The 13407-nt window shown below is 38.7% G+C and carries 13 protein-coding genes, 1 tRNA gene and 2 pseudogenes; 11 read left to right on the forward strand and 5 right to left on the reverse strand.

The genetic code is table 11. The features are described from left to right. Positions 1-268 precede the first annotated feature (268 nt). Both C233_RS0120845 and C233_RS0120850 read right to left on the reverse strand, forming a co-directional pair. Positions 269-1453 carry a sugar MFS transporter gene (locus C233_RS0120845; RefSeq protein WP_026314954.1) on the reverse strand — a complete coding sequence of 395 codons (1185 nt, stop codon included), beginning with the start codon at positions 1451-1453 and terminating at the stop codon, positions 269-271. Positions 1454-1540: 87 nt separating this feature from the next. Beyond that, the gene (locus tag C233_RS0120850; RefSeq protein WP_018669436.1) at positions 1541-2392 is read right to left on the reverse strand and encodes a helix-turn-helix domain-containing protein; all 852 of its coding nucleotides are present in this window, start codon (positions 2390-2392) and stop codon (positions 1541-1543) included. Between the two features lie 151 nt (positions 2393-2543). On the opposite strand from C233_RS0120850, the gene C233_RS0120855 reads away from it, so the two are divergent. From C233_RS0120855 to C233_RS23070, 8 genes and pseudogenes are all read left to right on the forward strand, one after another. Beyond that, entirely contained in the window at positions 2544-3221 is a 678-nt protein-coding gene (locus tag C233_RS0120855) for a porin family protein (RefSeq protein WP_025069230.1), read from the forward strand. Between the two features lie 15 nt (positions 3222-3236). Then, entirely contained in the window at positions 3237-4376 is a 1140-nt protein-coding gene (locus tag C233_RS0120860) for a BamA/TamA family outer membrane protein (protein WP_018669438.1), read from the forward strand. 150 nt (positions 4377-4526) lie between these two features. After that, a complete protein-coding gene (locus tag C233_RS23340) occupies positions 4527-5300 on the forward strand; it encodes an immunoglobulin-like domain-containing protein (RefSeq protein WP_018669439.1) in 774 nt (257 codons plus the stop codon). A gap of 27 nt (positions 5301-5327) precedes the next feature. Continuing rightward, positions 5328-5606 carry an immunoglobulin-like domain-containing protein gene (locus tag C233_RS24930; RefSeq protein ID WP_482147597.1) on the forward strand — a complete coding sequence of 93 codons (279 nt, stop codon included), beginning with the start codon at positions 5328-5330 and terminating at the stop codon, positions 5604-5606. A 366-nt stretch (positions 5607-5972) separates the two neighbouring features. Further along, complete coding sequence (locus tag C233_RS0120875; RefSeq protein WP_018669441.1) at positions 5973-6890, forward strand: helix-turn-helix domain-containing protein; 918 nt, start codon at positions 5973-5975, stop codon at positions 6888-6890. 68 nt (positions 6891-6958) lie between these two features. Next, on the forward strand, positions 6959-7960 hold the full coding sequence (locus C233_RS0120880) for an aldo/keto reductase (RefSeq protein WP_018669442.1): 1002 nt from the start codon (positions 6959-6961) through the stop codon (positions 7958-7960). Between the two features lie 56 nt (positions 7961-8016). Then, a complete protein-coding gene (locus C233_RS23895; RefSeq protein ID WP_206514149.1) occupies positions 8017-8280 on the forward strand; it encodes a hypothetical protein in 264 nt (87 codons plus the stop codon). A 479-nt stretch (positions 8281-8759) separates the two neighbouring features. Then, positions 8760-9084 (forward strand): annotated as a pseudogene (locus C233_RS23070) (helix-turn-helix domain-containing protein). Between the two features lie 116 nt (positions 9085-9200). On the opposite strand, the gene C233_RS0120895 reads toward C233_RS23070, so the two are convergent. Then, positions 9201-9698: a hypothetical protein gene (locus tag C233_RS0120895; RefSeq protein WP_018669445.1), complete on the reverse strand. Its 498-nt coding sequence runs from the start codon at positions 9696-9698 to the stop codon at positions 9201-9203. Between the two features lie 439 nt (positions 9699-10137). Then, positions 10138-10544: pseudogene (locus C233_RS24940) on the reverse strand (tyrosine-type recombinase/integrase); the annotation flags it as partial. A gap of 195 nt (positions 10545-10739) precedes the next feature. Between C233_RS24940 and C233_RS24325 the strand changes: the two are divergent. Further along, positions 10740-10910 (forward strand): hypothetical protein, encoded by a 171-nt coding sequence (locus C233_RS24325; RefSeq protein WP_154656085.1) that lies wholly within the window; start codon positions 10740-10742, stop codon positions 10908-10910. A 1-nt stretch (position 10911) separates the two neighbouring features. On the opposite strand, the gene C233_RS0120910 is transcribed toward C233_RS24325, so the two are convergent. Continuing rightward, positions 10912-10985, reverse strand: a tRNA-Asp gene (locus C233_RS0120910). A gap of 161 nt (positions 10986-11146) precedes the next feature. Here C233_RS0120910 and C233_RS0120915 point away from each other — a divergent pair. Further along, positions 11147-12463 (forward strand): aminotransferase class I/II-fold pyridoxal phosphate-dependent enzyme, encoded by a 1317-nt coding sequence (locus C233_RS0120915; protein WP_018669447.1) that lies wholly within the window; start codon positions 11147-11149, stop codon positions 12461-12463. A 107-nt stretch (positions 12464-12570) separates the two neighbouring features. Next, positions 12571-13152 carry a YqgE/AlgH family protein gene (locus C233_RS0120920; protein WP_018669448.1) on the forward strand — a complete coding sequence of 194 codons (582 nt, stop codon included), beginning with the start codon at positions 12571-12573 and terminating at the stop codon, positions 13150-13152. The last annotated feature ends 255 nt before the right edge of the window (positions 13153-13407 follow it).

Raw genomic sequence — 13407 nt, forward strand, 5'->3', positions numbered from 1 at the left:
AACAGGAAGACGGAAATCCTGTGGATTTTCTTTGGAATACATACGGCAAATGCCGTACTGATGATAGACAAGATCAGGAACAGGACGGTGAAAGCGGCATGATATGATTTTACAGGCAGAGGCAGAAGATGTCTTCAGACTTCTTCCCGAGCGTCATGTCTTGTAGGGTAAGATTGTGTGAGAAATTACAGGAATAGGACTATAAAAATGGCATATGAAGTGAGTATGCTCTATCATCTTCATATGCCATCTTGATTTTTAGGGACATTTACTGAATATCCCACCAAACTACGCAATACGCAGCCAAAGGTACGATAAAAGCCATAACCATTGTAGTATAATCGGCAACGAGCCCCATTAGTAAAGGACCGACCACCCCACCTACCGGAGACATCATCAGGAAAGAAGAGGCACGCTTGGTATGGCTGCCCAGCCCTCTCAGAGAAAGGGCGAATATGGTAGGAAACATGATAGCCTCGAAAGCATATCCACACAACAACGCAACCAACGACACCATACCGAAATCAAGCAATACTACCAAAGTCGTCACAACAGTTCCCGTAGCGCAAACCAGCAGCATCTTCTCTGCACGTACACGCCCCATAATCCAGCTTCCGGCAAACCGTCCCAGCATAAACAGCCCCAGTCCGCCGAATGACAGCACCAATGAAGCCTCACGGGCATTCATCCACCCCTGCTCTACCACATAATTGATAAAAAAGCTATTAATGGAAATCTCTCCTATCTCGTAAGCGAACAAAGCCAGCAGGCCGAAAATAAAAAGCTTGTGCAACCACAACCCCACTCTATGTCCGTTCTCATCGACTTCCACACTATGTTCTATTTCGGGCAATCTTATCTTCGAGAAAATCAGCGCTACCAATAATACCACTATCCCCATACCCACATAAGGCAACGCCACATTACCGGCACTGCCACTACCGTCCTCCGAGAACAGCAGCAGGCCGGCCAGTACAGGAGCGCAAATACATCCCAACCCGTTGAACGACTGTGCAAAATTCAGGCGGCTGGCTGCCGTTTCCCTCGCACCCAACTCCGTAGCATAAGGATTGGCTGCCGTTTCCAGGAATGTAAGCCCGCAGCCGATAACGAAAAGGGCAAACAGAAACATATTGAACGAAAGATAATACTGCCCGGGGATAAAAAGCAACGAGCCTATACCATACAGCAGCAACCCGAAAACTACTCCCCTGCGATACCCGAAACGACCGATGAACAGCCCTGCCGGAATAGCCATTACAAAATATCCCATGTACATCATTGCCTGGATAAAGGCAGAATGCGCTTTCGTAATATCCAGTAACTCCTGAAAATGCTTGTTCAGCACATCCAGAATAGCATGTGCAAATCCCCATAGGAAAAAGAGAGAAGTAATCAATATAAAAGGAACAAGGTATTGTTCCCCCACCAATGGTATCCGTTTCTGTTTCATAATATAGTAATCCCCGGCAAAATCCACCTGCCGATAAATGCGGCTGCAAAGATAGGGACTATATTCATAAAAATCTTCAATCCTATCCTATTTTTGCTCTCTATATTCTTTGGGCGACATCCCCGTTATCCTCTTGAAATACTTGCCGAAAAACGATTGGGAGGGAAAGTTCAATTCGTCGCTGATTTGCTGTATAGTCAATTTGGTAGACTTCAGCAACGCCTTAGCTTCCAATACAACGTAATCATCAATCCATTCCGCAGCAGTCTTTCCGCTAACATGCTTTATAACAGTAGACAGATAACTCGCGGACAAATGCAATCTGTCTGCATAAAAAAGCACTTTCCTCTCTTTTCTGTAGAATTGCTGGACTTCTTTTGAAAAGTCATTCATCAATGCTTCATCATTCGATAATATCTTATTTTTCGATAGCTGATGAAAATAATAACCTATACCATAAAAGAAAGCGCAAGTCAAATGCTTGATAATATCCAACCGGTAAGGGTGTCCGTTTTCTATAACCCTGCGTACCATGGTACAATAAGATAGCATGGCATCCAGTTGCCCCGGTTTCAAATCTAACACAGGCATATCCTGAAGTAACATATAAGTCTCAAAATTATAGGGCAATCCCAAGCTACTGATAAACTTGTCCGACATAAAAATACATATCCCCCTAAAATCATCGCTTATAAATTCCTGCTCCAATATTTGCCCTGAAATATTGATTGACATCTTCGCATGAGCCAGGCGATAGGGAGATAAATTAATTTTCCCCACGCTTTCCCCCTGAAGGCAGATACAGCATACGTACATATCTATTTTGAACGGGTGATTCGACAAACTGTTGTCCGTCACATCAAAGATATAGAAATCATCATCCACACATAAAACCTGCCTGTTGCTTTGCGCTTCATTTCGTAAGTTTAGTATATCCATTTCAGTATCACATAAAGATTAGACCACAAAAATAAGACAAAATATTATATATAAAACAGAAATCAAGAGTTTCGTCCAACACCTCCTACAAAATGACCTTTCTATGCGACAGGACTTTACCTACTTTTGCGGCTAAAAAAACAGTATCAGCATGAAGAAAAAGTATCTTATCACCCTACTACTGACAATAAACAGTATGAGTATTCTAAAAGCCCAACCCTTTAATGCCGCCGATGCGGGAGCAAAGTCTTTCAACGAGCAAAAAATCATTTTTACAGGCGGAGTGATTTTAGAAACGAATGTATCCGATTTTATCCACTCAGGCATCGACGACAGCCAAAGCAAGATGAAATTAGGATTCAGTGCCGGCGGATTTCTCGACTTAGGCATACCAAAAGCTTTTTCCGTACAAGGAGAGATGCTATTCCACTACAAAAATTCCGATTTTGAATGGAGCAGTCAAAAAGGCGAATACCGCTATTGGGGAATGGAAATTCCTATCTATGCAATGTACCACCATTATTTTTCAAAGACCAACCGCCTACACATCGGCATAGGTCCTTATACAGAATTCGGCTTGGGTGCTACATTCAAATATAACGGAATCAAACAAGACCTTTACCAAAAAGACGGCACCACGAAACTGCCGGCTTTACGCGATTCGAATACAGGTTTCGGCATTAAAATAGGTTACGAGCATATTTCTGGATTTCAAATTAACGCAACTTATAAAGCAAGCATAACCAACCTTCTCGACGAAAACAGCAGCAGAATAAAAATGTATCCCCAAACCATAAGTATCGGAATAGCCTACCGGTTTGCAAAGTAAAAAACAGATATAAAGATGAATACAAAATACGTTATTATCAGCGCAATCGCCCTTTTTGCTTCTACAACAACCGCTTTTGCCCAACCAGATTCCATACCGGCGAAAGGATTAAAAAAATATTGGAATAGTCTTTTGTACGGCAATGTAGACAGGACTTTCGAGAAACATATAGATATAAGCTTTGTAGTAGCCCCTTGTTATACCAAAGAAGGCAGTTTCGGTATCGGAGGAGCTGCAACGGCATTATACCGTTCAGACCGTACGGATTCTATCATGCAACCTTCTGACATATCATTATCCGGAAGCGCTACGATTAATGGCTTTTACGGAATTACCGTGAAAGGGAACAACCATTTCAAAGGAAATAAAGCCCGTTTAAGCTACCGCTTGCAATTCCAACATAAGACACTGGACTTTTGGGGTATTACATACGATGCTTGCAGCGCGAATCCCATTTCCGAATACACTAAGCAGCTTATCAACTGGGAATCGGATTACGTTTATAAACTCACTAAAAACATCCATGCAGGTGCGGTTCTCAATATAAAATATACGGATTTGACTAAAATAGCCAATCCTGCTTATTTGGAAGGACAAAAGAAATCTTATTTCTTTATAGGAATAGGCGCATCCATTCAATATGACACACGGGATTTTATCTTAAATCCTAAACGCGGAATCTACTTTATGGCTAAAGAGACAGTCTATCCAAGCTTTTTAAGCTCCTACAATAAAACCTTATTCAGCACAACCATGATTTTCGATGCCTATAGCCGCATGTGGAAAGGTAGCGTCCTTGCATTCGACCTTTACGGGCAATTCAACAACAAGCACACTCCGTGGCCGCTAAGGGAAGAGTTAGGAAGCGATGATAGCCGGATGCGCGGTTATTATGGCGGGCGTTATATAGATTGCAGCCAGGTAGCGACACAACTGGAATTAAGGCAACATATTTACAGTCGTATAGGCTGTGTGGCATGGTTGGGTTGCGGAACGGTATTTCCTTCTCTCAACAAATTAAAAATGAAACATATCCTACCCAATTATGGCTTAGGGTTACGAGTTGAATTCAAACATAACGTAAATATACGCATCGATTACGGCTTCGGTAAAGATACGGCAGGATTTCTATTTCAATTTGCAGAAGCATTTTAAACCTACACCTTTAATGCTGTTTGAAAGACATCCAATAGATAGCTCATGAAAAAGCGTATCTATGGATTCTTTACAAATTCTGATTGCTGATGAATGGCACTTTTATTACTTTTGTATATACATTGTTTCACCCAATAAATAGTACGGACTATGAAAACGATGATTTTATGTCTATTTTGTTTTTTCATTACCGGGTGTACCAACAACCCCAAACAAGAAGGAACCCCGTCCCCAAAAGAGCAAAAAAACAAAACGGACAACATTCGTCTGCAAAAGGAACCATATGTTTTGCATCAGCCTACGGATAGCATTAATCCCGACTCACTATCCATGCAAACTGAATATGATTATTACCCATTATCAACAACAGAAGTGAAAGTAAGCATAACCAATCGCTCCCATAACGAATATAATTGCAAAGAAAGTTACGCTCTTGCTTTTTACAACGAAAAGCTGAAATCTTGGGAATCCCTGCCTACCAATCCCATAATCGACAGCATTCTATGGATATTCCCGCCGGAACATCCTACCCACACACAGACAATCCAACTTTACACCTCCGAAGTACCCAATCGTCCGGGTAAATATCGCATCTACAAGGCATTCAACAAAAATACGAGAATTGCTTATGCAGAATTCGAATTAGTGGATGAAACCGGTGCAAAGCGACTGAGAGAGCAAATGGATGCTGCTTGGAACGGTAACACTATTTCATCGCAAAACATCTATGGCTCTTATATGCGCGGCGACTCAATTTTTGTGGATTTGATTAATAATTCGATTCATTACCAAGAATTATTTAGAAAAGAAATGCTTAACTATTCTGCCATTAATTATGGAACAGTTCATACCCCTTCTCCCATTATATATAAGACATATACCGATACATTACAAATAGAGATGAAAACCGAAAAATCAGTTTAGCCTATTGGGACAGAAAGCATAAATGTAATACTGACCAATAACAATTTGAACCAACAAAACATCTTTTTCGGCGAAGATTATTTAGTAGCACGCAAACAGGCAAAAGAATGGTTCCCTTTGAACGCCAATAATATGGTGAACTCCATTGGAATTTTATTGGAGCCTCACGGCAGTTATCAGTTCAAAGCCAAACTCTATCCATTGTTCAATGACAACAAACCGGGCATTTATAAAGTAATCAAAGAAATAGGTTTTAATAACTCTTCCCAAAAATGGTTTATGAGTGCGGAATTTCGAATTGAATAAAAACAATATCATGAAATCCTCATTGTTTTTTATACTGTTTATGCTTTGTGCATATCCGTCCGTCATTTTAAAAGGACAAGAGAAATGGATACCGGCAACACATCACCGTGGAAAAAGGAATCTATTGGGACTATCTCAATAATATTCGAGACACGCAACTTGCCTCATGATATGCCGGAATAGATATAGATGAGTGCTTAATGTTGCGGTGATTGTTTGAGTTGGTGCAAAGATACTAAATATTACTCGCATATCAAACTAATCATTTTCTATCTCTCTATAATTAAGTGAATATGAAGCCGTATTATTATTAACTTATTGTATCTTTAGACTTTCTCGTAATTTTGTCATACCAAATTAGAAACTATGTCCGAAAGTATTCCACAGTTCTATAAAAGAATCCAGTGTTGTGACCCTCAACTGGGTACAACCTACTCTAAGGAGAAACCATATTTCAATGTTCTTACCCGACAATGTAATTTTGGGACAGTACAATTCAGTTACAGAGATTTTTATAAAATCACATTGATTATTGGTGTGGGAAAACTATATTATGCAGATAAATGGATTTTAGTAAATCGTCCTGCCATTTTATTTTCTAATCCTTTAGTCCCTTATGCCTGGGAATCAATTAGTGAAGAACAGAAAGGTATGTTCTGCATATTCAATGAGCAGTTTGTTCAGTCAGAAGAAAAGAACGGCTCTTTGGCTAATATACCATTATTCAAAGTTAGTGGAGATAAGGTTTTCTTCTTGAATGACGCACAAGTTGCGAAAGTCATGGATATATACACACAAATGCAGGAAGAAAATCAATCAAATTATGTAAAAAAATCTAACGTCTTACGTTGCTATCTTCATTTATTGATACATACAGCTTTAAAAATGCAGGAGTCAAATAAATATGAATCACATCCGAATGCTTCGCAACGTATTACAGAATTATTCATAGAATTATTGGATAGACAATTTCCTATTGATTATCCACATTCAGTATTAAGTTTGCGTACTCCTGCCGATTATGCAAATCGTTTGTCTATACACGTTAATCATTTAAATAAAGTGGTAAAAGATACTACTGGAAAAACGACCTCTACAATGATTGCGGAAAGAATAATTAAAGAATGTACCCAGTATTTATTACATAGTAATCTTTCTATTTCAGAAATAGCTTATAGCTTGGGATTTGAAAGCATAGCCTATTTCAGTAAATTCTATCGTAAGCATACAGGAAAATCGCCAAGCGAAATTAAAAAGCAACAATTATTTGATTTATGCAAATGATGCTTTGAATTGTGTTAATCAACCATATTTTCATTACCTAATTTTGTACCGACCAAAAAATATAAATAATGAAGTACAGAAAATTAGGCAAAACAGAAGTAAACCTATCCGCTATCGGATTGGGTTGTATGGGAATGAGTGCTGCGTATGGAGCAGCCGATGAAAAAGAAAGCATTAAGACATTGCATTGTGCTTTAGAACTTGGCATTAATTTCTGGGATACTGCGGATGTGTATGGAAATGGTGCTAATGAAGAATTGCTATCCAAAGTATTAGCAGAAAAAAGAAATCAGATTTTCATTGCAACAAAATTTGGTTTTCGCTTACGCAATAGTCAAGGTAGCGTGTTCGCTAGTGGTGAAAGTTATGTGGATGCTTCTCCAAGATATGTAAAACAAGCTGTAGAGAACAGTTTGAAAAGATTAAATATCGAAACCATAGACTTGTATTATGCGCATCGGATTGACCCCACAATACCAATCGAAGAAACAGTTGAAGCTATGGCAGAGTTAGTAAAAGAGGGTAAAGTACGCTATTTGGGACTAAGCGAATGTTCTTCCGAATCACTGAAAAGAGCTTGTAATGTTCATCCTATATCTGCGGTTGAAAGTGAATATTCTTTATTAACACATGATGTCGAAAAAGAAATTTTGCCATTAACAAAAGAATTAGGTGTAACTTTAGTTCCATTTTCACCGTTAGGCAGAGGTTTAGTAACAAATACTATCAACGTAAATGTATTGGAAGAACATGATTTCCGCAAGCATTTGCCACGTTATAACGGTAAATATTGGGAAAATAATCAAAAACTGGCTATTGAAATTGCAGAAATAGCAGAAAGCAAAGGAATAACCCCAGCCCAACTTGCCTTAGCTTGGATATTGGCACAAAGTGAAAATATAATTCCTATTCCGGGAACTAAACGGATTAAGTATTTAGAAGAAAATGCAAAAGCGATAGATGTAAATCTATCAACGGAAGATGTTTCTAATATACAACTGCTTTTAAAAAAATATCCTAATATTGGTAACAGATATAATGAATATGATTTTCAGTTTGTGAATAAATAACTTATTAAAAAAGAAGTTCTACCACGTTGGTGGGACTTCTTTCTATAATTTCCATAATGAATAATTTATTGAAACAGAGATTCTTCCGATTATTATCGAAATACTCACAGCGTAAAGCTTCTGCATCCGAATTTACAGAAGCTATTGAAGAATTGGCTACCCATTTAGCCGATTTTAGTATCAACGAACAAAATTACAGCGTTTTATTACGTTATTTTTCTTTTGGCTTGCATCGTTTTAAATCATATCGTGTACGGTTTGAGCAAGAAAAAATACCCTATTTGTATTTGATTGATGAAGCAACGGGGATTACTAAATAATGAAATGCGTATTATCAAATTGTACATAAAATATCCGGAACAATTTCAGCAACACGCAAATAAGCTATTCTTTTCTCTTCTCCATTTGACAAACAAGACAAGCCTTATCAATATCATGAAAATTGTCAGTGGCTTATTTCTCTCCAAACGTATAATATATCAGAATGGAAAACCTATTCACCTGACAGATTTAGGCAAAGCCTTTGAATGGCTCTTTATTGTAAAATTGGATGATTATCACTAAAAGTACATGGATGTCATCAAGCGAAAGTCAACAAAGCTAACAGAGTTCCTTAACGAATTGGCAAACCTTATCCGAAAAGAACACGAAAGTAAAGGATATAGATAATCAGACGTTTAGTATCAATTTATACGGGATAGCGTACGCTACCTTGTAATTTGTTTGCTCTTATTTGCAGAACTTTGCTTCATCAATCGATTGGTAATCATTAGTGCATAACCTGAAAAATGAAGCAAATATGTATATAGACAATTATGAGTTCAAAGACTGGATGCAAAAACTTCTTGATAAACTGGATGAAGTAGGCAAAGATATAAAGAGTTTGCAGACTAATCCCGAAATAATGCCGGGTGATAAACTTTTGAAAAATCAGGATTTATGCCAGTCGTTCAATGTCAGTACTCAAACATTACAGAAATTGAGAAGCAAGAAACTGCTACCTTTTATGATGATTAGCAGAAGAGTCTATTAACTGGGCTTCCGATGTACGAGAGTTCATAAAGGAACGATTTGATATAAGTACACTCCGAAAGCTTAAAAAAGAACACAGAACGGACAAGTAAGAAAAAAATTATCCCGAAGCTGTACACGTGGCAATTTCGGGATATTTCTTTTTGACAAGTTTTTGTTGTTCGTTCGTCAATATGTACTTTCTATTTAAAATATTGGGATAAAGGTCTTATTGCCTTTGCTTGGAATAATGAGCTTCAAGGCTATGTAATTGTTGTATAAATAGATTAGTCTGCTTACTGTTTTCCACCTTATCATATAAACTAACCATTATATATTCTTGCAATAAATCTTTGTTTGTTATGCAGTGACTGAAATCATATACTTTTGTATCAGGATCTAACTTTGTTATATCTTGAACATTAATGTGGTCGGGCATATATCCGTAAACATTGGTATAATATATGGTTTTACTCCATTTCCATGTATAAGTACGAGATCCTCCAAAACTATCAGAAGTATATGTTTTAATAAAATATAGAATTCGTAGCTTTTTATATAAATATGATGCAAAAATGATAAATCCGATAACTAAAACTATTATCCACAATGATATTCTATAATTTAGATATGTGGACGGGATACTAAATAGAATTTCCAAAATTCCTATTAAAGACAAGATTCCTCCAATAATCGGATTAGTAAAAAATAGTATCAACTTTTTCATATGCTCAATTATGTGTTTTCACTTTTATATGAAACAAAAGTAGTCATTTCTCTATAATTATTTCATTTTCAAAGGAGAATAATTATCTTTGTTAAGATTATATGATAATATAAGAATGTGCTACCAATGAACCTTTGTGGAGAAAGATTATAATTTGCTGAATACAACATATGATTTTAAACCCGTTAGCCCTATATCAAAGCAAACAACTAACAGTAAAAATTCATCTCGAAGCTGTACACGTGGCAGTTTCGAGATGTTTTTTCTTTTGGCAAGCCTGTACTTATTGCTTCGAATCCGGCTTTTTCAATTGCAGGTCTTAGAAGGCACTGATAAACTTTATTGAAATGTCTAACAAAATAACCCTCTGCATCGGATATAGGCATAATAACAAAACACTTCATATTACTTCTTTTGAAATAAAGTTAATAATAAAAAACTATTTACCTATAAAACTTTGTTCAACATTAATCATATCACGCATAATAGAGCTATCTAATATTCTTGCATAATGTTGTATCATTCTGATATTGGAATGTCCCAAAATCTTAGATACATTTTCCATTGATACACCGTTAACGAGAAAAACAACTGTAGTTACAGTATGCTCGCCACATGAGTAGTTAGGCGCTTGATAATGCCGCATAAATCAGCGATTTCTTTTAAATAGGCATTCATGCGCTGATTACCAATTACGGGCAAAAGTACACCTTTCTTTATGCACTCTGCATTATCTTCATTATCTTCATATTTCCTTAATATCCTTTGAGGAATAGACAAAACCGAGATAGTGTACATCTAATTATTTTTCTGTTGTACCTTACGTATCCATAAAGCACCACTAGATAAAAAGCTGTAAGCCCTTACCATATTTATAGACTATAAAATCAGATTTAGGTGCACATGCCCCTTTATATATAGATAATTTTATATGATTTGAGGTGCTTTTAAGTACTCTTTGAGCCCCCTTTAAATTGTGTTGGAAAATAAATAGAAAAATCGCAATTCGTTTTGTGTTAATAGGTGTAAAATACTCACAAAATGATTTGGAGAAACATCACAAAACGTTTTGCAGTTTATAAAAAAGATAAAATTACTTTCTCTAACGCTCGTACATTAATTAAGTATAAAAGATTGGGGGAGCAAGAGGGGGAAGTAGAGATATTTATAAAAAGAAAAGTCGCTGTTAATCAGCGACTTTCAAATTATTAAGCGGTGCGTACGGGACTCGAACCCGTGACCCCATGCGTGACAGGCATGTATTCTAACCAGCTGAACTAACGCACCATAATTTCATTGTATCGTTGCTATCTCTCTCGATTGCGGTTGCAAAGGTAGGTGTTTTTTTGAAACCTGCAATAGCTTGAAAGAAAAAAATCATCTTTTTTTTAACATCGGTTGATTATAAGAGATTTATGTTATCTTTGCAAGAATAAAAAATAGAAACCATGAAAAAAACTCCTATTGAACGCAAATTAATCGATGAAACTATCGAGGACTTTCATATTGCAGACTTTTCAAAAGCCACTATCCGCGAAGTAAAAGCAATCGCAGCCAAAGCAGAGGCCGCTTCAGGCGTAGAATTTATAAAAATGGAAATGGGAGTTCCCGGACTGCCCCCCTCCGCTGTGGGCGTAAAGGCTGAGATAGAAGCCCTGCAAGAAGGAATAGCAAGCCTCTACCCGGACATCAACGGACTGCCTGCACTGAAAGAAGAAGCGTCCCGCTTTATCAAAGCCTTTATCGACGCAGATGTAGCGCCGGAAGGATGCGTACCGGTTACAGGGTCTATGCAAGGCACTTTTGCCTCGTTCCTTACGTGCAGCCAATGCGATGAAAAGAAAGACACCATTTTATTTATCGACCCCGGCTTCCCCGTACAAAAGCAACAGTTGGTCGTAATGGGACAAAAATACGAAACCTTCGATGTATACGATTACCGGGGCGATAAGCTGAAAGCCAAGCTCGAAAGCTATCTCGAAAAAGGCAATATCTCTGCCATTGTCTACTCTAACCCCAACAATCCGAGTTGGATATGCCTGAAGGAAGAAGAACTACGCATCATCGGCGAGCTTGCCACCCGGTACGACGCGATTGTCCTGGAAGACCTCGCCTATTTCGCCATGGATTTCCGCCAGGATTTGAGCAAGCCGTTCCAAGCACCGTACCAGCCATCCATAGCCCATTATACCGACCACTACGTACTGCTCATATCCGGTTCCAAGGCATTCAGCTATGCAGGACAACGCATCGGAGTGAGCTGCATTTCGGACAAACTCTATCACCGGGCATACCCGGGGCTGACGAAACGCTATGGCGGAGGTACATTCGGCACGGTATTCATTCACCGCGTCCTGTATGCCCTTTCCTCCGGAACCAGCCATTCCGCGCAATATGCACTTGCCGCTATGCTGAAAGCCGCCAATGAAGGCAAGTACAACTTCTTGGACGAAGTAAAAGTATACGGAGAACGTGCACGGCGTCTCAAAGAGATTTTCCTACGCCACGGTTTCTACCTGGTGTACGACAACGACCTCGGCGAGCCCGTGGCCGACGGATTCTATTTCACTATCGGCTATCCCGGCATGAGTAGCGGAGAACTCGCCAAAGAGCTGATGTACTATGGCGTAAGTGCCATTTCACTGGTAACGACCGGAAGCTGCCAGCAAGGATTGCGCGCCTGCACCTCGTTCATCCGGGAACACCAATACGAACAGTTGGACGAACGCATGGCCGTCTTTGCCGAAAATCATCCGGTAAAATAAGAAACGCCCCCTCATTAAAACTTTAAAAATCCATATAAAGGCGCTTTTCTCTGAAAAAAAGAGAAAGATAATTTGCTCCTTTATAGAAAAATACTTAATTTGGGGGCATGTATATCAATACAGACATATTCAAAATAGAAACGAACCATGTAGTACCCGCACAAGGAAAAGTTCTTATATCCGAACCTTTTTTGTGCGACCATATGTTCGGACGTTCTGTCATTCTATTAGTAGACCATACACAAAACGGAACAATGGGGCTGGTGATGAACAAACCGCTGCCCCTGTTCCTAAATGATTTATTAAACGAGATTGATTGCCGGGAAAACATACCTATCTACAAAGGCGGTCCAATCAGCACCGATACGCTTTTTTACGTGCATACGCTGGAAAACATAGCGGATTCGCTCCCCATAACTGACGGAATTTACCTGAACGGCGACTTTTCCGCAATCAAGCAATTCATGGCCGAGGGAAACTCCATTAAAGGAAAGATACGCTTCTTCCTGGGCTACTCCGGCTGGGAACCCGGACAACTGAACCAAGAAATAACAGAGAACACCTGGCTGGTGGATAAGGCGGACATCCCCTCGCTCATGGATGAAAAAGCTAGCAGAAACCTGTGGAAAAATACACTTGGTAAACTCGGCGGGAAATATGAAATAGGGATATTCAGTAAATGTCCCTAAAAATCAAGATGGCATATGAAGATGATAGAGCATACTCACTTCATATGCCATTTTTATAGTCCTATTCCTGTAATTTCTCACACAATCTTACCCTACAAGACATGACGCTCGGGAAGAAGTCTGAAGACATCTTCTGCCTCTGCCTGTAAAATCATATCATGCCGCTTTCACCGTCCTGTTCCTGATCTTGTCTATCATCAGTACGGCATTTGCCGTATGTATTCCAAAGAAAATCCACAGGATTTCCGTCTTCCT

The organism is Bacteroides gallinarum DSM 18171 = JCM 13658 (assembly GCF_000374365.1).
GTDB lineage: Bacteria > Bacteroidota > Bacteroidia > Bacteroidales > Bacteroidaceae > Bacteroides > Bacteroides gallinarum.

Excerpts from the sequence above, each read along its gene's own strand:
- C233_RS24325 (WP_154656085.1), top strand. The coding sequence starts at position 10,740 with ATGATTTGGAGAAACATCACAAAACGTTTTGCAGTTTATAAAAAAGAT.
- C233_RS0120850 (WP_018669436.1), bottom strand. The coding sequence starts at position 2,392 with ATGGATATACTAAACTTACGAAATGAAGCGCAAAGCAACAGGCAGGTT.
- C233_RS0120895 (WP_018669445.1), bottom strand. The coding sequence starts at position 9,698 with ATGAAAAAGTTGATACTATTTTTTACTAATCCGATTATTGGAGGAATC.
- C233_RS23340 (WP_018669439.1), top strand. The coding sequence starts at position 4,527 with ATGAAAACGATGATTTTATGTCTATTTTGTTTTTTCATTACCGGGTGT.
- C233_RS0120920 (WP_018669448.1), top strand. The coding sequence starts at position 12,571 with ATGTATATCAATACAGACATATTCAAAATAGAAACGAACCATGTAGTA.
- C233_RS23895 (WP_206514149.1), top strand. The coding sequence starts at position 8,017 with ATGAATAATTTATTGAAACAGAGATTCTTCCGATTATTATCGAAATAC.
- C233_RS0120915 (WP_018669447.1), top strand. The coding sequence starts at position 11,147 with ATGAAAAAAACTCCTATTGAACGCAAATTAATCGATGAAACTATCGAG.
- C233_RS0120875 (WP_018669441.1), top strand. The coding sequence starts at position 5,973 with ATGTCCGAAAGTATTCCACAGTTCTATAAAAGAATCCAGTGTTGTGAC.
- C233_RS0120860 (WP_018669438.1), top strand. The coding sequence starts at position 3,237 with ATGAATACAAAATACGTTATTATCAGCGCAATCGCCCTTTTTGCTTCT.
- C233_RS0120880 (WP_018669442.1), top strand. The coding sequence starts at position 6,959 with ATGAAGTACAGAAAATTAGGCAAAACAGAAGTAAACCTATCCGCTATC.
- C233_RS0120855 (WP_025069230.1), top strand. The coding sequence starts at position 2,544 with ATGAAGAAAAAGTATCTTATCACCCTACTACTGACAATAAACAGTATG.
- C233_RS0120845 (WP_026314954.1), bottom strand. The coding sequence starts at position 1,453 with ATGAAACAGAAACGGATACCATTGGTGGGGGAACAATACCTTGTTCCT.